Source organism: Bounagaea algeriensis, from assembly GCF_054491375.1.
Window position 1 is genome coordinate 1409499 of the sequence record NZ_CM137102.1, and the last position, 21840, is coordinate 1431338.

General features: G+C 69.7%; 19 protein-coding genes. 13 read left to right on the forward strand and 6 right to left on the reverse strand.

What is annotated here, in order from left to right:
• Positions 1–125: 125 nt before the first annotated feature.
• On the reverse strand, positions 126–1019 hold the full coding sequence (mmuM, locus tag ACVGV2_RS06440) for a homocysteine S-methyltransferase (protein WP_459165126.1): 894 nt from the start codon (positions 1017–1019) through the stop codon (positions 126–128).
• 69 nt (positions 1020–1088) lie between these two features.
• A complete protein-coding gene (gene asnB, locus ACVGV2_RS06445) occupies positions 1089–3017 on the reverse strand; it encodes an asparagine synthase (glutamine-hydrolyzing) (protein WP_459165127.1) in 1929 nt (642 codons plus the stop codon).
• A gap of 460 nt (positions 3018–3477) precedes the next feature.
• Here asnB and ctaC point away from each other — a divergent pair, with 460 nt between their 5' ends.
• From ctaC to ACVGV2_RS06460, 3 genes are all read left to right on the forward strand, one after another.
• Complete coding sequence (ctaC, locus tag ACVGV2_RS06450; RefSeq protein ID WP_459165128.1) at positions 3478–4398, forward strand: aa3-type cytochrome oxidase subunit II; 921 nt, start codon at positions 3478–3480, stop codon at positions 4396–4398.
• A gap of 51 nt (positions 4399–4449) precedes the next feature.
• Positions 4450–4848 carry a cytochrome c oxidase subunit 4 gene (locus ACVGV2_RS06455; protein ID WP_459165129.1) on the forward strand — a complete coding sequence of 133 codons (399 nt, stop codon included), beginning with the start codon at positions 4450–4452 and terminating at the stop codon, positions 4846–4848.
• Positions 4849–4992: 144 nt separating this feature from the next.
• Positions 4993–5277, forward strand: coding sequence for an Lrp/AsnC family transcriptional regulator (locus ACVGV2_RS06460; protein ID WP_459165130.1), 285 nt, complete (start codon positions 4993–4995; stop codon positions 5275–5277).
• Between the two features lie 114 nt (positions 5278–5391).
• On the opposite strand, the gene trpD is transcribed toward ACVGV2_RS06460, so the two are convergent.
• Together trpD and ACVGV2_RS06470 are read right to left on the reverse strand one after the other, a co-directional pair.
• Positions 5392–6453: an anthranilate phosphoribosyltransferase gene (gene trpD, locus ACVGV2_RS06465; RefSeq protein WP_459165131.1), complete on the reverse strand. Its 1062-nt coding sequence runs from the start codon at positions 6451–6453 to the stop codon at positions 5392–5394.
• A gap of 176 nt (positions 6454–6629) precedes the next feature.
• Positions 6630–7037 (reverse strand): response regulator, encoded by a 408-nt coding sequence (locus ACVGV2_RS06470; protein ID WP_459165132.1) that lies wholly within the window; start codon positions 7035–7037, stop codon positions 6630–6632.
• A gap of 350 nt (positions 7038–7387) precedes the next feature.
• Here ACVGV2_RS06470 and ctaE point away from each other — a divergent pair, with 350 nt between their 5' ends.
• The 5 genes from ctaE to ACVGV2_RS06495 all read left to right on the forward strand — a co-directional run bounded on the left by ctaE (position 7388) and on the right by ACVGV2_RS06495 (position 12251).
• On the forward strand, positions 7388–7999 hold the full coding sequence (gene ctaE / locus ACVGV2_RS06475) for an aa3-type cytochrome oxidase subunit III (RefSeq protein ID WP_459165133.1): 612 nt from the start codon (positions 7388–7390) through the stop codon (positions 7997–7999).
• Positions 8000–8051: 52 nt separating this feature from the next.
• Positions 8052–8858, forward strand: a complete 807-nt coding sequence (gene qcrC, locus ACVGV2_RS06480; RefSeq protein ID WP_459165134.1) for a cytochrome bc1 complex diheme cytochrome c subunit — start codon at positions 8052–8054, stop codon at positions 8856–8858.
• On the forward strand, positions 8855–9982 hold the full coding sequence (qcrA, locus tag ACVGV2_RS06485) for a cytochrome bc1 complex Rieske iron-sulfur subunit (RefSeq protein WP_459165135.1): 1128 nt from the start codon (positions 8855–8857) through the stop codon (positions 9980–9982). The genes qcrC and qcrA overlap by 4 nt, the downstream gene beginning before the upstream one ends.
• Positions 9979–11634, forward strand: a complete 1656-nt coding sequence (qcrB, locus tag ACVGV2_RS06490; RefSeq protein ID WP_459165136.1) for a cytochrome bc1 complex cytochrome b subunit — start codon at positions 9979–9981, stop codon at positions 11632–11634. The genes qcrA and qcrB overlap by 4 nt, the downstream gene beginning before the upstream one ends.
• Positions 11635–11825: 191 nt before the next feature.
• Complete coding sequence (locus ACVGV2_RS06495) at positions 11826–12251, forward strand: PPOX class F420-dependent oxidoreductase (protein WP_459165137.1); 426 nt, start codon at positions 11826–11828, stop codon at positions 12249–12251.
• Positions 12252–12285: 34 nt separating this feature from the next.
• On the opposite strand, the gene ACVGV2_RS06500 is transcribed toward ACVGV2_RS06495, so the two are convergent.
• Entirely contained in the window at positions 12286–14010 is a 1725-nt protein-coding gene (locus ACVGV2_RS06500) for a DEDD exonuclease domain-containing protein (RefSeq protein WP_459165138.1), read from the reverse strand.
• A 225-nt stretch (positions 14011–14235) separates the two neighbouring features.
• On the opposite strand from ACVGV2_RS06500, the gene ACVGV2_RS06505 reads away from it, so the two are divergent.
• Entirely contained in the window at positions 14236–15609 is a 1374-nt protein-coding gene (locus tag ACVGV2_RS06505; protein WP_459165139.1) for an NYN domain-containing protein, read from the forward strand.
• 395 nt (positions 15610–16004) lie between these two features.
• Positions 16005–17048, forward strand: coding sequence for a C40 family peptidase (locus ACVGV2_RS06510; RefSeq protein WP_459165140.1), 1044 nt, complete (start codon positions 16005–16007; stop codon positions 17046–17048).
• Positions 17049–17140: 92 nt separating this feature from the next.
• Here the strand turns inward: ACVGV2_RS06510 and ACVGV2_RS06515 are convergent, their stop codons facing one another.
• Positions 17141–18943 carry an AMP-dependent synthetase/ligase gene (locus tag ACVGV2_RS06515; protein WP_459165141.1) on the reverse strand — a complete coding sequence of 601 codons (1803 nt, stop codon included), beginning with the start codon at positions 18941–18943 and terminating at the stop codon, positions 17141–17143.
• 308 nt (positions 18944–19251) lie between these two features.
• Here ACVGV2_RS06515 and ACVGV2_RS06520 point away from each other — a divergent pair, with 308 nt between their 5' ends.
• From ACVGV2_RS06520 to ACVGV2_RS06530, 3 genes are all read left to right on the forward strand, one after another.
• A complete protein-coding gene (locus ACVGV2_RS06520) occupies positions 19252–20040 on the forward strand; it encodes a metallophosphoesterase family protein (protein WP_459165142.1) in 789 nt (262 codons plus the stop codon).
• Positions 20041–20105: 65 nt separating this feature from the next.
• On the forward strand, positions 20106–20546 hold the full coding sequence (locus ACVGV2_RS06525; RefSeq protein WP_459165143.1) for an SRPBCC family protein: 441 nt from the start codon (positions 20106–20108) through the stop codon (positions 20544–20546).
• A 60-nt stretch (positions 20547–20606) separates the two neighbouring features.
• The gene (locus ACVGV2_RS06530; RefSeq protein ID WP_459165144.1) at positions 20607–21836 is read left to right on the forward strand and encodes an ArsA family ATPase; all 1230 of its coding nucleotides are present in this window, start codon (positions 20607–20609) and stop codon (positions 21834–21836) included.
• Positions 21837–21840: the final 4 nt, after the last annotated feature.

Genomic DNA, 21840 nt, shown 5'->3' on the forward strand with positions numbered 1-21840 from the left:
GGGCGAGCCGACTCGGCACAGCACGCTCGCACCATGCTGGCGAGGCGGACCTGTCGACGTCGCAGCTGCGCTCTGCTGAGGCGCCGAGCTGCGGACGGCGTCACCAACGGCGACCTTCGAGCGGTTCACTCGGCGGGGTGCAGCACGCGCGCGAGCGCGGCGATCCCGGCGCTGCCGACGCGGCAGCAGCCGCCGACGAGTCGTGCGCCGTCCGCGTACCAGGTGCGGGCCGAGGCGGGGTCCCATCGGGCGGGGCCTTGCCACTGCCCGCGCACGGCGTCCCAGCCTTCACCGCTGTTGGGGTAGGCGATGACGGGTTTGCCGCTGATCCGGTGCGCCAGGGCCACCCCGTCGGTCACGTCCCCCGGGTCCGAGCAGTTCATCCCCACGGCCAGCACGGCGTCGTTGCCCCGCACCGCGGAGAAGGCATCGCGCAGCGGTTGGCCCGCCCGCGTGCGCTCGCCCGCGATGCTGTAGGACAGCCACACCGGTACTCCGGTGCCGGCGACCGCGTCGAGCAGCGCCTCGGCCTCGTCCACGTCGGGCACGGTCTCCAGCGCGAGCAGATCCGGCCCGGCTTCGGCGAGCGCTTCCACACGGGGGCGGTGGAAGTCCCGGAGCTGCCGCACGTTCAGACCGTAGCGGCCGCGGTACTCGGACCCGTCTGCGAGGACGGCACCGTAGGGGCCGACCGAGGCGGCCACCCAGCACGGCTCCGCCACCGTCCGCCCCGCGCTCCTGGCCAGCTCGACGCTGCGGTGCAGCAGGGTGCGAGCTCGGCGGCGGTCCCAGCCCCGCTGGGCGAACCCCGCAAAGCTCGCCTGGTAGCTGGCGGTCGTGGCGATCCGGGCGCCGGCCGCGAAGAACGCCCGGTGCGCGGCGTGGATCTCCTCGGGGGCGTCGGCCAGCAGCCGCGCCGCCCAGAGGTGGTCGTGCAGATCGTGTCCGCGGCTTTCCAGCTCCGTGGCCAGTCCGCCGTCAAGCACGACGGGGCCGGAGTCCAGCGAAACGGCGCTCACCTGCGTGAACGTACCGCACGGCCCAGGCTGGAGCAGTGGGATGGGCCGCCCCAGCGTCGGAGGGGCAACTCAGAGCCGGACGGGGAACTGCGGTTCCGGGACCGCCGGACGGATCCGCCCTTCCACGAAGATCCCGTGCCAGATCATGAACACCAGCAGCGCCCACAACCGGCGGCTGTGGTCGAGCACGCCGGAGCGGTGCTCCTCCAGCAGGCTCAGCACGGCCGTGCGGTCGAGCAGGTGGTCGGTCTGCGACTGCTGGACGATCTCGCGCGCCCAGTCGTGCATCTCGTCCTTGAGCCAGTGCCGGATCGGCACCGGGAAACCGAGCTTGCGCCGATTGAGCACGTGCGAGGGGACGACCTTGCTCAAGGCCTGCCGCAGCGCGTACTTGGTCGTCTCGTTGGTGACCTTCTGCTCCAGCGGGATGGTGCGCGCGACGCCGAACACCTCGGAGTCCAGGAACGGCACGCGCAGTTCCAGCGAGTTCGACATGGTGATCTTGTCGGCTTTGACCAGGATGTCGCCGCGCAGCCAGGTGAACAGGTCGACGTGCTGCATCCGGGTCACCGGGTCCCAGCCCTCCGAGCGCCGGTAGGGTTCGCGGGTGACGTCCTGGTGGGCCACACCCGGGTCGAACGCGCGCATCAGCCCTTGCAGCTGGTCGTCCCGGAAGATCCGCGCGTTGCCGTAGTAGCGGTCCTCCAGGTTCAGCGAGCCGCGCCGCAGCAGGTCCTTGCCGCGCACGCCTTCCGGAATGGCCGTGGAAACCTTGCCCATCGCCTTGCGCAAGGCTCCCGGTACCCGCTCGAACGGGGCGAGCGACAGCGGTTCCCGGTAGATCGAGTAACCGCCGAAGAGCTCGTCCGAGCCTTCGCCGGAGAGGACGACCTTCACGTGCTGGCGCGCTTCGTTCGCGATGAACCACAGCGGCACCAGCGCCGGGTCGGCGACCGGATCGTCCAAGTACCACACGATCAGCGGCAGCGTGCGCATCATCTCCTCGGCCGAGACCGTGCGCACCACGTGTTTGACCCCGATCGCCGCGGCGGACTCGGCGGCGACGTCCACTTCGGAATAGCCCTGCCGCTCGAACCCGGTGGTGAACGTGACGAGGTTCGGGTTGTGCTCTTTGGCCAGGGCAGCGATCGCGGTGGAGTCGATCCCGCCGGAGAGGAACGCGCCGACGGTCACGTCCGCGCGCATGTGCTTGGACACGGAATCGCGCATCACGTCGGCGATCTCGTCGTGCAGCCTGCGCTCCTCGACCTCGCTGTTGATGGTGCGCGCCGTGAACGTCGGGTGGAAGTAGCGTTCCGTGCGCACCTGTCCGCCGGGTGCGACGGTGAAGCAGGTCCCCGATTCGATGCGGCGGATGGAACGGTGCAGCGTCTCCGGCTCGGGCACGTACTGCAGCAGCAGGTAGTGCTGGAACGCGCGGTGGTCCACGCTCTGCTCCAGCCCCAGTGCGCCGGTCAACGTCAGCAGGCTCTTCTTCTCGCTGGCGAAGGCCGCACCGCCCGGGCCGGCGGCGTAGAACAGGGGTTTGATCCCGAACGGGTCGCGCGCGCCGAAGACCTCGTGGCGTTCGTCGTCCCAGATCAGGAAGGCGAACATCCCGCGCAGGCGCTCGAGCATCGTGGAACCGAGGTAGTGGTACCCGGCCACGATGACTTCGGTGTCGCCGTCGGTGTTGAACTGCGCCCCGTGCTGCTCGCTGAGTTCGGCCCGCAGCTCGAGGTAGTTGTAGATCTCACCGTTGAACAGGATCGTGTAGCGGCCCGGATGTTCCGGCGGTCCCCAGTGCAGGGGCTGGTGGGAGTGCTCGAGATCGATGATCGACAGCCGGTTGAACCCGAAGACGACCTCGTCGCCCTGCCAGGTGTCGCTCTCATCGGGTCCGCGGTGGCGTTGGCAGGGCAGTGCCCGGGCCACGGCGTCGGTTGCGCTTCGAGCGTGTTGCTCGCTGGGGCAGATCAATCCAAGTAGGCCGCACACGCCTCTGCGCACCTCTCCCGTCGGCGGTGTCGTTCAGCTTGCTCGTGTCGGGACGTGTGCACCGAACCCCGCTCGGCGCGCGTCCTGCACGTCAGTATGCCCGCACCGGAAACGGTGGCCCGACAGGCGGGGGCCTCGCGCGCGAGGAGCACCCCGAAGAGTGATCTCGGTCTCGATCAGCGCGAAGGGCGCGCGACGCGCCCGCGCTCGCGCGAGGCGCTTTCCCGTCGACGCGGATGCGCGTGCGCAAGGCTCCTGGGCAGCGATGCGAAGGCCGCAGAAGGGGGTCCGACGTCTCCGACGTCGGAGACGAAAAACGTCCGCGCGTGGCGGCCCCCGAAGCAGTATGGCGACTACACCTGGGCTACGCTCTGGCGCAGAATTCCGGCGGCGATCGGCCCGCGCGAGTGGGGCGGTCACGTCTGCGTCGGTGAGTTTCACACTGAGGAGGCGTCGCGCAGTGGGCCTGAAGGAGGGGACCCGAGTGCCACGGCTGGTCAAGGTCGCTGGGCTGATCGGCCTGGTAGGCGTCGCGGCAACGGGCTGCACGACCGACGAGGTCCTGCGGTTCGGCTGGCCCCAGGGAGTCACCCCGCAGGCCGAGTCGATGCGCCAGCTGTGGACCTGGTCGGTGATCGCGGCACTCGTGGTGGGCGTGATCGTCTGGGGCTTGATCTTCTGGTCGGTCGCCTTCCACCGGAAGAAGAGCACGGACGAGGAGCTGCCGCGCCAGTTCCAGTACAACGTGCCGCTGGAGATGATCTACACCGCGTTGCCGTTCGTGGCCATCGTGGTGCTGTTCTACTTCACCGCGGTCAGCCAGAACTACGTCCTGGCCGACGAGCAGGAGCCGGACCAGACGGTGAACGTCACCAGCTTCCAGTGGAACTGGGAGTTCGAGTACCCGGGCTATCGGACTCCTGACGGTGAGCCGGTGAGCACCGTGGGCAGCAGTGACGAGATCCCGCTGCTGGTGCTGCCGACGGGGCAGAACATCGAGTACCAGCTGCGCTCCACCGACGTCATCCACTCGTTCTTCGTTCCCGAGTTCCACTTCAAGCGGGACACCTTCCCGCACCCGGAGAAGAACGACCAGGACAACACCTTCCAGAACACCATCGATCGGGAAGGCGCCTTCGTCGGTCGCTGCGCCGAGTTGTGCGGCACGTACCACGCGATGATGAACTTCGAGGTCCGCGCGTTGTCGCCGGACAGGTTCGACCAGTACATGCAGCTGCGGACGCAGGTCAACCCGCAGACCGACGAGCCCTACACCGCTGCGGAAGCGCTGAATCAGATGGACTGCGGTGAGTTGTGCAGCCCGCGAGCGGTCACCGGCGTCCCGTTCAACGAGGACCGCACTTCCGGCGCGGCGGGCTGAACGGCTGACGAGGGCGCCCGGTAGGGCGGACGGCGTGAGAGCGAGGACTCCATGAAGGTCGAAGCGAAGATCTTCAACTACATCACGGGTTTCTTCTTCCTGGCGGCGATCGTCTACGGCTTCTGGTCGACGGAACCGGTCGGGACAGTGGCGTTGATCCTGGTGGGCTGCCTGGCGCTGCTCATCGGTACCTACTTCCAGTTCGTCGCTCGGCGCATCGAAGCGCGGCCCGAGGACGATCCCGAAGCCGAGATCAGTGACGGTTCCGGTGAGCTGGGGTTTTTCAGCCCGGGCAGCTACTGGCCCTTCGCACTGGGTCTGTCCTGCGCGTTCGTCGGGGTGGCGATCGCGTTCTTCCACGTGTGGATGATCGTCTTCGCCTGGGCTTTCGTGCTGATCACGGTCGCGGGGCTCGTCTTCGAGTACCACGCCGGCCCGAACCGCGACTGACCTCAGCCCCGGCGGCGCGCGGTCCTGAGCCGAGGGTTCGGGACCGCGCGTTCGCGTCGGTAGCGCACCATGGAGCGCGGCCCACTCGCATCGCCGCGCGTGCGGCGTCCCCTCGTGCGGCGCAGAGACAACAGGAGGTTGCCCGTGATCACCGCGATCGTGCTGATTCACACCGCTGCGGACCAGGTGAGCGAGGCCGCGGAGGCCATCGCGGACCTGGAGGCGGTCAACGAGGTCTACTCCTGCGCCGGGGACGTGGACCTCATCGCGATCCTGCGGGTTCGGCAGCACGAGGACCTGGCCGAGATCGTTCCCGGGCGGATCAACAAGGTGGCGGGCGTGCGGCACACGACGACGCACATCGCGTTCCGCTCCTATTCCCGGCGTGACACCGAAGCGACGTTCTCCCTCGGCATGGAGGCGGAGTAAACGCTGCGCACTGCTTTCCGGCGGCGCACCGGCCTGCCATCGGGGCACCGGCCTGCCACCGGGGCAGCGCGCAGGTGGGCGTGCGGGCGGTGGAAGCGGCCGGTGCGGCCGCCGTCAGGACGGGCGGCGATGCTCCTGCTCGGTGCGCAGCTGCGCCGTCCGCGCCACCCAGCGGTCCAACAGCGCGGCGGCGGCGCCCGAGTCGATCGTGGCCGCCGCCCGCTGGACAGCCCCCCGCAACTGCTCGTGCAGGTCATCCGCCGGGCCTTCGTGGGCGATCATGGCGCCGGCGGCGTTGAGCAGCACAGCATCGCGCACGGGGCCCCTGCTTCCCGCGACGAGTGCGCGGACCGAGCCCGCGTTCACCTCGGGAGCGCCGCCGCGGAGCTGCTCCGGCTCGGTCAGCGGCACGTCCAGTTCACGAGGGTCGAGCCGGTGCTGCGACACGGCGGCGTCACGCACCACCCAGAGCGTGCTGGGGGCGGTGGTGGTGATCTCGTCCATGCCGTCGTCGCCGCGCACGAGCAGGACCGAGCTGTTCCGCGCGGCGAACACGTCCGCCAGCACGGGGGCGAGCCGCGCGTCCGCGCAGCCGATCAGTCCACTGGAAGGGTGTGCGGGGTTGGTCAGCGGTCCGAGCATGTTGAACGCGGTCGGGATGCCGATCTCGCGGCGGGGAGCGGCCGTGTGCTTGTACGCGGGGTGGAACACGGGGGCGAAGCAGAAGCCGATTCCCAGTTCGTCGATGCACCGCCGGACGGATTCCGGCGGAAGGTCGATGGCCACGCCGAGTTCTTCCAGCACGTCGGCCGTGCCGCAGCTGGAGGAGGCGGCGCGGTTGCCGTGCTTGACCACCGGTGCACCTGCCGCGGAGGCGACGAGTGCGGCCATGGTGGAGATGTTCACGCTGCCGCTGCGGTCACCACCGGTGCCGACGATGTCGACCGCTTCCCGCTCGACGAGCAGGGGCCGGGCGTGGTCGAGCATCGCATCGGCCATCCCGCGGATTTCCGTTGCCGTCTCCCCCTTGGCGCGCAGCGCGACGGCGAAGGCGGCGATCCGTTCCGGTGAGGCCTCGCCGGACATGATCAGGTCCATCGCCCAGGCGGTGTCCTCGCCGGACAGATCACGGCCCGAGACCAGAGTGCCCAGCAGCTCCGCCCAACTTCCCGCCATCGTCGCCACAGTCGTCGCTTCCTTCCGGGGTTCGCCTGTGCCTCGAACGGTACCGGAACCCGGCGGCAACGCTGCTGCCCGGCAGTTGCGCTCGTCCCCGCGGACCTGCGAGAACACCTCGGATCGGGCTGCGGTCGTGGCGCGCGGACGTCGGCCGCGTGGTCGGAGAGGGTGCGTCAGGCGCGGGCCGCGGCGGGGCTGCGGCCGCGGAGCACATCGGCGACCGTCTGCGCCGCCGACAGCGGGTCGAGCGGGTGCACCAGCACGGCGTCCGCCTGCGACCACGTCGCCAGCCAGCGGTCGTCCCTGCGCCGCACGGTGACCACCATCGGCGGGCAGTGGGCCAGTTCGTGCCTGAGCTGGCGCGCCACGCCCATGCCGCCGGTGGGTTGCGCTTCCCCGTCGAGGACGAGCAGGTCGGCGCGCCCGGCGTCGGCCTCGGCGACCACGTCGGCCACTCCGGCGGCCTCCACGTAGGTCAGGCGCGCCAGGTCGGGAGCGGGACGGCGGCCGATCGCGGAGATGATCGCCTCGCGGGTCTCGGGACGGTGGCTGAACACGACAACGGTGCTCGGGGTGTTCATCGGGCGCTCCTTAGCTCGGCACCACGTGCGGCGGGCGTGGCCTGCTGCGTACCGACGGTAGCCGACCGGTTGTCCGGATCACAGCCTCGGTGTGGATCACACACGTGAAAGATCACACTCCTGGCGGGTCAGCCGGCGACTGCGGTGGCGCACGCGCGGTCGGCGGCCGCAGGCGTCCGCGCGTGTCCACTCTGGAATCACGTTCAGTGATTACTGTTGCGTGCGCTGTCGCGTGGGCAGGGGTTCTGTCCGCGGTCGTGTGTACCGACTGTCACTCGAGCAGTGCGGTCCGATCACTCGGCGGCGACTCGCCGGACCCGAAAGCGCGCGTGGAAAACGTGCAAGACATAATGCGTCGCGTGACAACGGCAGCGCCCTCAATCAGTCAACGCGTGCACTCGCTGAACCGGCCGAACATGGTCAGTGTCGGGACCATCGTGTGGCTGGCGAGCGAGCTGATGTTCTTCGCCGGGCTCTTCGCCATGTTCTTCACGGTGAAGGCGCAGAACGAGGGCGAGTGGCCACCACCGCCCGCGGAGCTGAACCTCGCCTACGCCCTCCCGTTCACGACCATCCTGGTGGCCTCGTCGCTCACTTGCCAGTGGGGTGTGTTCGCGGCGGAACGCGGCGATGTCTACGGTCTTCGCCGCTGGTACGTGATCACGCTGATCATGGGGACGATCTTCACGATCGGCCAGGCCGGTGAGTACTTCACGCTGATAACGCAGCACGACACGACGATCGCCTCGTCGGCCTACGGCACGGTCTTCTACATGACGACCGGCTTCCACGGTCTGCACGTGATCGGTGGTTTGGTCGCGTTCGCCTTCCTGATCATCCGGACCAAGCTCAGCAAGTTCACGCCGGCCCAGGCGATCTCCGCGATCGTGGTGTCGTACTACTGGCACTTCGTCGACATCGTGTGGATCGGCCTGTTCGCCGTGATCTACCTCGTGCCGTAGGTAGAGGAAGTACTCGAATCACCCGAACCGGACAGCAAGGGTTGCCGCACTCATGACCACCAAGAAGAAACGGAACCGCGCGGGCTCCAAGCTCCGGCGGCGGCTTTCCGGTGTACTGGCGTTGGGCATCGCCCTGGTGGGCGCCGGTGGGCTCTACTCCGTCGTGACTCCCGAACCGGAGACCGCCCAAGCCCAGGGAGAGCCGGCTCTGGTGCGCGAGGGAGAGCAGCTGTACAACAACGCGTGCATCACGTGCCACGGCTCGAACCTGGAAGGCGTCGAAAACCGCGGCCCGAGCCTCGTCGGCGTCGGTGAGGCCGCCGCGCACTTCCAGGTGGCCAGCGGTCGGATGCCGATGGTGCGCCAGGAAGCGCAGGCGAGCCGGAAGCCGCCGAAGTTCTCGCCGGAGGAGATCGACGCGATCGCCGCCTACGTGCAGCGGCACGGCGGCGGTCCGAAGTCCCCGGAGGAGAGCGGCGAGGCCCTGCGCGGCGACGACCCCGCCCGCGGTGGTGAGCTGTTCCGGTTGAACTGCGCGTCGTGTCACAATTTCACGGGCCGGGGCATCGCCATGTCCTCCGGCAAGTACGCCCCGAGTCTGGACGAGGCCAGCGAGCGCGAGATCTACGAGGCGATGAAGACCGGTCCGCAGAACATGCCGAAGTTCTCCGACCGGCAGCTGACCCCGGAGGAGAAGCAGGACATCATCGCCTATGTGAAGTCGGTCACCAACGGCCCGAACAACCCGGGTGGTAACAGCCTCGGCGGCTACGGGCCCGGTCCGGAGATGATCGTGGCGTGGGTCGTCGGCATCGGCGCGCTGATCGGCGTCACCCTGTGGATCGGAGCCAGGGCATGAGCGAGCAGAAGAGGGAATACACGGAGGCCGAACTGGCCGAGATGAGCCGCGACGAGAAGGTGCGGCTCGGGTTGGCGCTCGACGACGTCGAGCTCGTGGACTACCCGGAACCCTGGCCGGTGGAGGGGACCCGCGCCGAACGGCGTGCCGAGCGGTGGGTCGCGCTGTGGTTCTCCATCGCGGGCCTGTCCGCTCTGGCGTTCATCGCGGTGTTCCTGTTCTGGCCGTGGGAGTACGTCAATCCGCTGGAGGACGAGCGCGGGCACTTCATCTACTCGATGTACAACCCGCTGATCGGCTTCTTCCTCGGGTTGTCGATCCTCGCGGTCGGCATCGGCGTGGTGCTGTACCAGAAGAAGTTCATCCCGCACGAGACGGCGGTGCAGCAGCGGCACGACGGCCACACTTCCAGCGAGACGGACCGGCAGACGACCGCGGCCCTGCTCGCGGACGCCGGCACCCGCAGCGGGATCGCCCGCCGGTCGATGATCAAGCGCTCCGCCGGCTTCGGCCTCGGCGCTTTCGGCGTCGGCGCCGGCGTCTACGCCCTCGGTGGACTGGTCCGCAACCCGTGGAACGAGGCGCCGGCCGACACGCTGGAACACACCGGTTGGGCCTCCCCGCACGGGGAGAAGACCTACCTGCGGCGCGACACCGGCAACACGCACGAGATCTCGCTGCTGCGCCCGGAGGACATCGATGCGGGCGGCTTCGAGACGGTCTTCCCGTTCCGCGAGTCGATGCGGCACAACGAAGAAGAGCTCAGCGAGGCGATGCACAAGGGTGACGCGCCGGTCATGCTGATCCGGCTGCGCCCCGGGTCAGCCCCGGTCAAGCGCAAGGGCCACGAAGACTTCAACTACGGCGACTACTACGCCTACTCGAAGATCTGCACCCACCTGGGCTGCCCGACGTCGCTGTTCGAGCAGCAGACCGGACGCCTGCTGTGCCCGTGTCACCAGTCGCAGTTCGACGTGGTCAACACCTACGCCAAACCCGTGTTCGGGCCGGCGACGCGCGCGCTGCCGCAGCTGCCGATCACGGTCGACGAGGACGGGTACTTCGTGGCGAGGGGCGACTTCACCGAGCCCGTGGGACCGGCATATTGGGAGCGCAAGTCATGAGTTCGATCACCACGCCCACAAAGCCGGAGAGCGCTGCCTACCGGAAAGCTGCCCAGGCTTCCGATGAGCTGGACAGCCGGTTCCAGCTCGCGCCCGGTTTGCGCAGGCAGCTCAACAAGGTCTTTCCGAACCACTGGTCCTTCCTGCTCGGTGAGATCGCCCTCTACACCTTCATCCTGCTGCTGATCACGGGTACCTACCTGGCTTTCTTCTTCGACCCGTCGATGGCCGAAGTGGAATACCAGGGCGTGTTCACGAACCTGCGGGGCGTGGAGATGTCCCGGGCGTTCGAGAGCACGTTGGACATCTCCTTCGAGGTGCGCGGCGGACTCTTCGCGCGGCAGCTGCACCACTGGGCGGCGCTGCTGTTCCTCGCGTCGATGGTGGTGCACATGTTCCGGATCTTCTTCACCGGAGCGTTCCGCCGCCCGCGCGAGACGAACTGGATCATCGGCATCCTGCTGTTCATCACCAGCATGTTCGAGGGCTTCACCGGCTACTCGCTGCCGGACGACCTGCTGTCCGGCACCGGTGTCCGGATCGCCTCGGGCATCACGATGTCGGTGCCGGTGGTCGGAACCTGGCTGCACTGGATCCTCTTCGGGTCGGAGTTCCCCGGCACCGAGTTCGTCCCGCGGTTCTACCTGATACACGTGTTCGTGCTGCCCGGGATCATCCTGCTGCTGATCGCGGTGCACCTGGCGCTGGTCTGGTACCAGAAGCACACCCAGTTCCCGGGCGTGCGGCGCACCGAGAACAACGTGGTCGGCGTGCGGATCATGCCGGTGTTCGCGGTCAAGGCCGGCGGCTTCTTCGCGATCGTGACCGGCATCTGCGCCATCATGGCCGGCGTCTTCCAGATCAACGGCGTGTGGAACCTCGGGCCGTACCTCGCCTCGCAGGTCTCCGCCGCCTCCCAGCCAGACTGGTACATCCTCTGGACGGAGGGCTCGAGCCGGTTGTGGCCGGCGTGGGAGGTCTACCTCGGCCCGTTCACCATTCCGGCGGCGTTCTTCCCGACCGCGCTGTTCATGGGGCTCATCTTCGGCGTCGCCGCGGCCTACCCGGCCCTCGAGCGGAAGCTGACCAAGGACGACGCGCACCACAACCTGCTGCAACGTCCGCGTGATGCGCCCGTGCGGACGAGCCTGGGTGCGATGGCGATCTCGTTCTTCGTGCTGCTGCTGCTGTCCGGTATCAACGACATCATCGCGTTCGAACTGGACATCTCGCTGAACGCGACGACGTGGGCCGGCCGCATCGGGGTGCTCATCGTGCCTCCGATCGCCTACTACATCACCTACCGGATCTGCTTGGGTCTGCAGCGGTCCGACCGCGAGGTCCTCGAGCACGGCATCGAGACCGGCGTCATCAAGCGGCTGCCGCACGGCGAGTTCATCGAGGTGCACCAGCCGCTGGGACCGACGGACGAGCACGGTCATCCCGAGCCGCTGTCGTACCAGGGCGCACCGGTGCCCAAGCGCATGAACAAGATCGGCGCTGCGGGCAAACCGCGTTCGGGGAGCTTGCTGCGGCCGGATCCGCCGGAGGAGACGGAAGCGCTGGAGCGGGCGCATGCGCAGCAGCACGAGGAGGAGGAAGGCCCCGAGCGGGGGGTGACCTCCGGCGGCTCGTCGCGCTCGGAGGAGTAGCGGCTCGCCGCAGCCGCAGGATCGACCTGCAAACCAGGATCGACCCTGGACACGAGGCCCGGCCCCGGAAGGGGTCGGGCCTCACCGCGCTCGAGGGGCGGTGCCGCGCGGTGCGGTTCGTTCGGGTGAGGCCGGACAGTGGGCGCAGCGCGTCGGCGATGTTGCCCGCGGGCACCGCCTACCGTGGTGCCATGCACTCTCTTCAGGACGAACACGTGCGGGAGTTCCTCAGCGCCGGGACCCGCACGGGGATGCTCGGCTTCACCGCCTCCGACGGACGTCCGCTGGTCGCTCCGGTGTGGTTCCTCGTGGACGGTTCCGAGATCGTGTTCAACACGGGGGCGGACACGGCGAAGGGGAGGGCGATCGCCCGGGATCCGCGTGTGACGCTGTGCGTCGACGACGCGCAGTGGCCGTACGCGTTCGTGCAGGTGCAGGGGCGGGTGCGCACCTCGGAGGAGCCGGCGGATCTGCTGCGCACCGCGACGGAGATCGCCCGCCGCTACGTCGGTGACGAGCGCGCCGAGGAGTTCGGGCGGCGCAACGGAGTTGCTGGTGAGCTCGTGGTGCGGCTGGCCCCGAGCAAGATCAACGCGGTGTTCGACATGGTCGCCTGACAACCCCGCATCCCGGGCTGCGTCCCGGCGGCGCTCAGTCGGCCGCGCCGTAGGGCGTGCGGCCGGCGTCGGCCTGCTCGGCCCAGCGCCGCCAGGTCCCCGCGGCGTGCGCCGGTTCGCTCCACGGCTCCGCGCAGCGCACCAGCCGGGTTCCGTCCGCGGTGAGCCATCGGTGGATGATCTGCGCTTCCTCGGCGGGGGCGCCGCGCAGCGGACCGGTACCTGCTCGCACGGTCTGCGCCGCCGCCTGCAGCTGGTCGACGACGGGCATCGGCGGTACTCCGCGCTGCGCGTGTCCGGCGGCGGCGAGTCGGCCGTAGCGGATGACGGCGAGCTGCCAACCGCCCGCGCCGTCGGGATGGGCGGCGACGAGCTCCGGAACGGCGCACAGGCTGGCGTTCCGGTGTCCCCGGTCGAGCGTCCGTATGAGCGCGGCCATCCGGTCGCGGTGCGCGGCGGCTTCTTCGAAGCGCTGGTCGCGGCCGAGGCGGGCGAGTTCGTCGTGCAGCTGGCGCAGCGGCTCGTCGCCGGTGCCGCGCATGAGCGCGCGCACCGCCGCCACCTCGGTGCCGTAGTCGGCAGTGCTCTGCAGGCCGGCGCACGGCGCGTGGCAGCGACCGAGCTCGTGCAGTGCGCACGGCGAGTCCGCCGGAGTGCGCGGGAGGCGCTGGGTGCAGCGGCGCAGCATCGTGCCGTCGTGCAGCGCGTCGACGGCCTGCTGCGCGCGACCGCGCGAGGAGAACGGACCGAGTGCCTCGGGGCGGGGGTTGCGCACCGCGGACAGCCGCGGGAAGGGCTCCTCGGTGAGCACCACCCACCAGGCGCGTTCCGGGTGCCGGCTGCGGCGGTTGTAGCGGGGGCGGTGCGCGGCCAGCAGCCGGAGTTCGCGCACTTCCGCTTCCAGCGGATGGGCGCAGCGGACGTGTTCGACGCGGTGGGCGAGGCCGACCATCTCCCGGATGCGGGAGCGGCGTTCGGCTGACGTGAAGTACTGCCGCACGCGTTTTTTCAGGTCTCCGGCGGTGCCGATGTAGAGCACCTCGTCGTTGGGGCCGCGGAACAGGTACACGCCGGGGGCGTGCGGCAGCTCGTCGGCGAGCGTGCGTTGCCTGCGCTGCTGCGAGGTGACCGCGGGCAGGAACGAGTGCAGTTCTTCCAGCGTGCGCACCCCGTAGGTGCCGACGCGTTCGAGCAGCGAGTGCAGCACGTCGACGGTGGCGCGGGCGTCGTCGAGGGCGCGGTGGTTCGGCTGGTTCGCGGCGCGCAGCACGCGCGCCAGGGTGGCCAGTTTGTGGTTCGGCGTTTCCTCGCGCAGCAGCGCGCGGCGGGACAACCGGGCGGTGCAGATCGACGCGGGTTTCGGCCAGGTGATCTCCAGTCGTTCGCACTGCGCCTGCAGGAAACCGGTGTCGAACGGCGCGTTGTGCGCGACGAGAACGCAGCCGCGGCAGAACTCGAGGAAGGCGGGCAGCACGGTGTCGATGCGTGGCGCGCCTGCGACGAGCGCGTCGGTGATGCCGGTGATGGAGGTGACCGCCGGTGGGATCGGGCGTTGCGGATCGACGAGCGTGCTGAATTCGCCGAGGTTGCGTCCGCCGCGGATCTTCACCGCGCCGATCTCGGTGATGCGGTCGTCCGTGCGGTTGGTCCCGGTCGTTTCCAGGTCGACGACGACGAACGTGGTCGTGTGCAGCGGGGTGTCCGCGTCGGTGGGGTCGTCGAGCCGCAGCTGGGTCGGCGCGGGAGGACGGGTGGCCATCGGCGGACACGATACTGCGGGGCTGCGACACTCCGTGAGCCGCGAGGACCGGGGAAGCCGCGACGGCCGGGGCGGGGCGGTGCGTGGCGCGGCTGGCGGCGGTTCCCACCGGTGGTGCGGGCGGGGATCCGCGGCCCTGCGGAGTTGGCGGCCCTGCGGGGTTGGCGGCCCTGCGGGGTTGGCGGCCCTGCGGGGTTGGCGGCACGCCGAGGTTAACCTGTGGGGGTGGAAAGCTCGAGCGCCGAGGACAGCGCCGAGGACGAGTCGCTCGCCCCGGAGGAGTCCGCTGCTCCGGAGGAGGAGCACGCCGCCGGCGCGGACGTCGACTGGTCGGCGGCGCCCACGCCGATCCGCCGTCGACTCGCCGAGCTCGCCGCCGCGGCGCTGGACGCGATGCGCCCGGCGGACGCTCCCGTTCCGCTGCGACCGGTGATGCGCTTCGCCCCTGCCAAGCGTGCGCGCCTCGGCGAGGCGCCGCTGCTGGCGGCGCTGCACGATTCCGCGGTGTTCCGCGCCGCCGTGGTGGAGTGGTGTCGCCGGAACCGTCCGGAAGCGGTGCACCTGGAGGACCCCGATCCGATCGTGGCCGCAGCAGCAGGGCTGCTGCGGGACTCCCCGGTGGCGAACCACTGCGTCGAGCTCGTCGCGTTCCGCACCGGGCAGGGGCAGTTGCGTCATGAGCTGGACACCGAACGCCGCCGTTGCGAACGTCTGGACGCGGAGACCCGTGAGCTGCGCGCCGAGCTCGAGCAGGCGCGGCACGAGGTCGAGCGGGCCAAGGACGACGGGGGTGACGCGCAGCGCATGCGCAAGCGGCTGCGCGAACAGGGGGTGCGGCTCAAGGAGGCGAAGGACGACGCGGAACGTGCGCGCGCCGAGCTCGAGCAGCTCCGGCAGGAGCAGCAGGAGGAACGTGACCGGCTGCGCGCCGAAGTGGAACGCGCGCGCTCGCGTGAGCACGAGCAGCGGCGGCGCGCCGAGCACGCGGCCGCCGAGACCGAGGTGGCGCGTCAGTCCGCGCGGGAGGCGCGTCAGGGCGACGAGATGCGGCTCGCCCTGCTGCTGGACACGTTGGACGGTGTGACCGCGGGTCTGCGGCGGGAGTTGGCGCCGGGTGGTGCTGGTCCGCGTCCGGCGGATCTGGTGGAGCGCACCCACCGCACCGCGGCCGGCTCGATGGCGTTGTCCGAGGGGTCGATGCTCGACCGCGTCCTGCGGCTGCCGGAGGTGCATCTGGTCGTGGACGGCTACAACGTGACCAAGACGGGCTATCCCGAGCTGCCGCTGGCAGAGCAGCGCGAACGGCTGACGCACCAGTTGGCGGCGCTGGCCGCGCGCACGGGGGCGGAGGTGACGGCGGTCTTCGACGGTGCCGATGTGCTCGCGGTGCCGACGACGGCACCGCGCGGCGTGCGCGTGTTGTTCAGCGATCCCGGTGTGCAGGCCGATGACGTGATCCGGGAGGTCGTCGCGGCGGAACCGTGGGGGCGCCAGGTGGTCGTGGCCACTTCGGACCGCGAGATCGTCGACTCGGTCGTGGCGCACCGCTCCTACGTGGTGTCCGCGGCCGTGCTGCTGGAGCACGTCGGACGCATCTGATCCGGCACGTGCGGCGCGGAATCACCGGGTGGTGTGGCGCGATCGCGGTGCCGTTCGCTCTGGGTGGCGGTGGAGCCGAGTGACCCGCGGCGTTGTCACCGCATCCGCGCATTTCCCGGAGTTGTCGACACGATCAGTGATCAGTGCTGCTCTTTTTGTGTAGGCGGTGCCGGTGTGCCCACATTTTGCGTCCCACTTGTGGACGCCTGCGTTCACCTTTCGTAGCCTTGCGCGAGACCGCGCGGCGATCGTCGTCCATCCGGGACGGCCCGCGCGTCGCCGCTGAATCGGCTGGTCGGGGGCCGTGTCGGACGTCCCGGGAGACGGGGCGCCGAGCCGGTCGGGCGTGGGTGCCCGTGCAGCGGTTCGAGGAGAGCGAAGGAGCAGTGCGCGACGTGGCGTCGCACCGATCGAAGCGTTCCATGCTGGGTGCTCTTGCAGCGACGGTGGTGGCAACCGCCGTCGGGATGGGTTCCACGCCCGCGCTGGCGGATCCGCCTCTTCCCGACAATGCGACGGATGCCGCCCGCGAAGTCCGCGAACTGTCGCACAGGACCGAGCAGGTCACCGAAGAGGCGAAGAAGGCGGCGGACGATCACCGAGCCAAGGAGGAGGAACTCGACCGGGCCAATGCCGAAGCGGCACGGGCCGAGCGGGTCGCCGACCGGGCGCGCACCGAGGAGCAGCGGTTCCGCGGCCGGGTCGACGAGCTCACGAGCGCGTCCTACCAGGGTGCGCGGTTGAACAAGTTCTCCGCGTTGCTGGCCAGCGAATCCCCGAACGATTTCCTGGACCGGGCCGCCACGCTGGACGTGCTCGCCAAGGACAACAACGAAGTCATCCGGCGGCTCTCCGCGGCGACCGATCGGGCCGAAAGCGCCGAGGGACGTGCGCAACAAGCGCGGGACCGCGCGGTGAGGGCCGAACACGACGCCGCGCGGATCGCCCAGGACATGGAGCGCAAGCGCGCTGAGATGCAGCAGCGCGTCGCCGAGGTCCAGCAGCGCTACGACGAGCTCAGCCAGCAGGAGCAGGAGTCGCTGGTCACCGAGGGATCCACGGACGTGGGCGAGGTCGCCGGTTCGGGTGCGGCGGTGACGGCCGTCAACGCAGCGCTCGGCAAGCAGGGATCGCCCTACGTCTGGGGCGCGAAGGGGCCGGACACCTTCGACTGCTCGGGTCTGACCTACTGGGCTTACCAGCAGGCCGGGGTGAGCATCGGTGGTTCGACGAAGACGCAGGTCTCCGACGGCAAGAGCGTCAGCGAGAGCGAGCTCCAGCCGGGAGACCTCATCTTCTACTACAGCCCGGTCAGCCACGTCTCGATCTACATCGGCAACGGCAAGGCCGTGCACGCGCCCACCGAGGGCGACGTCGTCAAGGTTTCCGATTACGACAGCATCGGCCCGGTGACGGATATGCGGCGCGTCGCGGGCTGATCCCGCCGTCCGGCAGGTTTCGAAAAAGCACTGCGGGTCGCCTCCACGTGGAGGCGACCCGCAGTGCTTTCCCGGTCCTGCGCTCGGAGCGCTCAGGAGTACAGCGCTTGGATCTCACCGGCGCGGTTCTCGGCGACCTTGCCGCGCTTGACCTTCAGGCTCGGGGTGAGCTCCCCGGTGGACTCGGTGAAGTCCTGCGGGAGGATGCGGAACTGCTTGATCTGCTCGGCGTTCGAGACGAGCTGGTTGGCGTCGTCGACGGCCTTCTGCACCTCGGACCGCAGGTCCGGATCGTCGACGATCTGCTCGGCCGGTGTGTCCGCGGAGCGGCCGTGGTTGGTCAGCCAGGTGGGCAGGAACTCGGGGTCGAGCGTGATGAGCGCGCCGATGAACGGCTTCTGGTCACCGACGACCATGCACTGGCTGATCAGCGGGTGCGCCCGGATCCGGTCTTCCAGCGTGGCGGGGGCGACGTTCTTGCCGCCCGCGGTCACGATGATCTCCTTCTTGCGACCGGTGATGTGCAGGAAGCCGTCCTCGTCGAGGCTGCCCAGGTCGCCGGTGTGGAACCAGCCGTCCGCGAGGGATTCCTCGGTGGCGGTGGGGTTGTTCCAGTAGCGGTCGAAGACGATGTCGCCCTTGATGAGGACCTCGCCGTCCTCGCCGATGCGCACCGACGTGCCGGGGATCGGTCGGCCGACGCTGCCGATGCGGTAGGCGTCTTCGACGTTGACGGTGGCTGCGGCCGTGGTTTCGGTGAGTCCGTAGCCCTCGAGCACCGGAACGCCGACACCGTGGAAGAAGTGGGTGAGGCGCTCGCCCAGCGGTGCCCCGCCGGAGACGGCGGCGATGCAGTTGCCGCCGAGGGCCGAGCGGAGCTTGGTGTAGACGAGCTTGTCGAAGACCGCGTGCTTGAGGCGCAGTCCCAGGCCGATGCGGCCGGCCACCTTGGCCTTGCTGTACTCGACGGCGGTGGCTTCGGCGGTGTCGAACACGCGCCCCTTGCCCTCGGAGTGCGCCTTCTGCTTGGCGGAGTTGTACACCTTCTCGAACACCCGCGGAACGGCCAGCACGAAAGTCGGGCGGAACGATCCGAGGTCTTCGACGAGGTTCTTGATGTCGCCGGTGTGGCCGAGGGTGATCCGCGTGTACACGCAGGTGATCGTGATCACGCGGGCGAGCACGTGCGCCATGGGCAGGAACATCAGCATCGAGTTGCCCGGCTGCATCAGTTGCGGGAACGCCGTGGAGTCCGCGCGGACCTCGGCCAGCAGGTTGCGGTGGGTGAGCACGCACCCCTTGGGGCGACCGGTGGTGCCGGAGGTGTAGATCAGCGTGGCCGGATCGTCCGCGCCCACGGTGCGGTGGCGCTGGTGCACGTCCTCGTCGGCGAGGTCGGCGCCGCGGGCGGTGAGCTCGGAGACGGCGCCGGAGGCGTCCTCGCCGGGTTCGATCTGCCACAGGTGGGTCGCCTCGGGCAGCGATTCCCACACGCTGGCGAGCTCGGCGCGGTGCTGTTCGGTTTCCACGATCACCGCGCGCGCACCCGAGTCGCTCATGATCCATTCGGCCTGGTCGGCGGCCGAGGTTTCGTAGATCGGGACGGTGACGCACCCGCTGGCCCAGATGGCGAAGTCGAAGAGGTTCCACTCGTAGCGGGTCTGCGACATCAGCCCGATGCGGTCGCCGGGGTTCAGGCCGGCGGCGATGAACCCCTTGGCGACGGCGAGAACCTGCTCGGCGAACTCCGCGGCGGTGATGCCGACCCACTCGCCGCCGACCTGGCGGCGGAAACTCACGTTGTCGCCGTACCGCTCCGCGTTCTCCCACACCATCCCGGTGAGGTTCTCGTCATCGGCCACTGTGGCCGTGGCGGGGGCGTTGAACTCTCGCACCTCGAAACCTCCGAAAACACGCCGTCGTGAGCACAAACCTAACGCTGATAGTTACTCAGCGGTAGTCCCAGATTTGCTCCCGAAGGTCAACACCCGAACGAGCGGTGTCTCCCCCGGAGGACAAGATGGGCCCCGTCCGATCCTCGAGGTGCCCGCCCCGCAGCCTGCCTTCAGGGTAGTCCCGCCTGCTCGCGCAGCGACGATCCCGGTGCGGGATGCAGTCCTCCGGGTCGCCGGCGCGGTCGGCGGCCCGGAGCGGATACGGTGGACAGCACGGTACGCGAAGACTGCGGAAGGAGTTCGGTGCGGTGCGGGTCCACGTCGTGTCCGACGTGCACGGCAACGTCGAGGCGCTCAAGAGGGCCGGGGACGGGGCGGACGCCCTCGTCGTGCTCGGCGATCTCATCGACTTCGTGGACTACCACGACCACCGCGGCGGCATCCTCGGCCGGATCTTCGGTCCGGAGAAGGTGGCGCGCTTCGCCGAACTGCGGCGCAACCGGCGCGGCACCGAGCTCGGCGCTTACGCGCGCTCGCTGTGGGAGAGCCTGGCCGAGCCCGCCCGCGTGGTCGACGAAGCGGTTCGCGAGCAGTACGACGAACTGTTCGCCGCGCTGCCGGCTCCCACGTACGCGACACCGGGCAACGTGGACGCGCCCCGTCTGTGGCCGGAGTTCGCGGGCGAGGGAGTGCACGTGCTCGACGGCGACAGCGCCGTGATCGGAGGCTTGCGCTTCGGCTTCGTGGGCGGCACTGTGCTACCGTCCGGGGCGGCACTGCGGCGCCACGCGGCCTGGGTGCCCTACATCCGGCCCCGGGAGGAGTACGACGCGGCCTTGGCGCAGTTGCCGGCGACCGACGTGCTGTGCACGCACGTCCCACCTGCGCTGCCGGAGCTGACCTACGACGTGTACGCCCGCCGGTTGGAGCAGGGATCGCACGCGCTCGTCGACCGCATCCGCGGCGACCGGCCGCGGTGGTCGCTGTTCGGCCACGTGCACCAACCGCTGGCGCAGCGCGCGCGTGTCGGTCACACGGAATGCATCAACGTCGGTCACTTCAAGCAGACCGAGCGGCCGCACGTGCTCGAGTGGTGAGCTGCCGCCCAGGACACCCCTCGGGCGCGGACCGGTGGCGCGATTCGACCCGGTAGCCTGCGACTATGGTCGATCAGTCCACCCAGTCCATCGTGATCGAGGCACCGGCATCGCGGATCATGGCTGTCATCGCGGATTTCCCGGCCTATCCCGAGTGGGCCGAAGCGGTGAAGGAGACCGAGGTGCTCTCCAGGACTGCGGACGGCGCCGCCGAACAGGTCCGGTTCGTCCTGGACGCGGGAGTGGTGCGCGACACCTACGTCAACTCCTACGAATGGGCCGCGGACGGGCTCTCGGTGAGCTGGAGCCTCGTCAAGGGCCAGGTGCAGAAGGCGCAGCACGGCACCTACCGGCTCCGACCGCTCGACGACGACCGCACCGAGGTGACGTACAGCCTCGCCGTGGACCTGTCCGTGCCCATGATCGGCCTGTTCAAGCGCAAGGCCGAGAAGATGATCATGGATACGGCCCTGAAGGAGCTCAAGCGGCGCGTCGAAGGCGTGTGACCGTCCCAACCGGGGCGGATTACGTGCGTGACCCCGCGATCGTCCAGGAAAGGGCCGCCATTGCGAATCCTGCTGTTCACCGGCAAGGGGGGAGTCGGCAAGACCACCTTGGCCGCCGCCAGCGCCGCGAAGGCAGCCGACGACGGGGGCAAGGTCCTCGTCGTGTCGACCGACCAGGCCCACTCCCTCGGCGACGCGCTCGGCGCCGAGCTCTCGGCCGACCCCGAGGAAGTGCCCCTGCGCAGCGGCGCAGTGCTGTGGGCCGCGGAGATCGACGGACGCCGCCTGGTGGACGACTCGTGGGACGAGCTGCGCCACCACCTGCGCACCGTGCTGCGGACAGCCGGGGTCGACGAGATCGACGCGTCCGAACTGACCGTGCTGCCCGGTGTGGAGGACCTGCTCGCCCTCGCCGAAGTGCACCGGTTCACCACCGGCGACGTGTGGGACGCCGTCATCGTCGACTGCGGGCCGACCGCCGAGACGCTTCGCCTGCTCAGTCTGCCCGAGGCTCTGCACAGCTACCTGGCGCGCCTGTTCCCCGAACACCGACGCGCGGTGCGCGGCATGCTCGCCGGTATCGCCGGCAGCGACCAGGTCCAGCGTTTCAACGACGTGGCCGATGCCGTGGGCCGTCTCGCCGAACGCCTCACCGCGCTGCGCGGGATGCTCACCGCGCCCGAGACCGGAGTGCGCGTGGTCGCCACCGCCGAACCCGTCGTCGCCGCCGAAACCCGCCGCACCCTCACGGCACTGGCGCTGCACCGGCTGCGCGTGGACGCGGTGCTGGTCAATCGCGTCGTGCCCGACCCGGGCTCCGCGCGCGGTGACGCCGCGGCGTGGCTGCGGGCGCGGCGCCGCGAGCAGGACCGCGTCATCGCCGAGCTGCGCGCCGGCACCGACGTGCCCGTGGTGACCGCGCCGCACCGCCCGGACAGCCCGGTGGGTGCCGAACCGCTCGGCAACCTCGGTGAACAGCTCTACACCGCCGATTCCGCCTGGGCGGGCGATCCGCTGCACGTCGATGCGAGCGCACCGGGGATGCGGGTCGAGCGCTCGGGAACCGGACTCGACGCCCGCTACGCGCTGTGCCTCTCGCTGCCGCTGCCCGCTCGGACCGAGGTGGAACTCGCGCGCATCGGGGACGAGCTGGCCGTGACGGTCGACGGGCGGCGCCGTCTGATCGCGCTGCCCTCGGTGCTGCGCCGGTGCAACGTCGGTGCGGCCGTGGCCGGTGACGACGGACTGGTCGTGGACTTCCACCCCGACCCGAACCTGTGGATGCGGTGAGAAC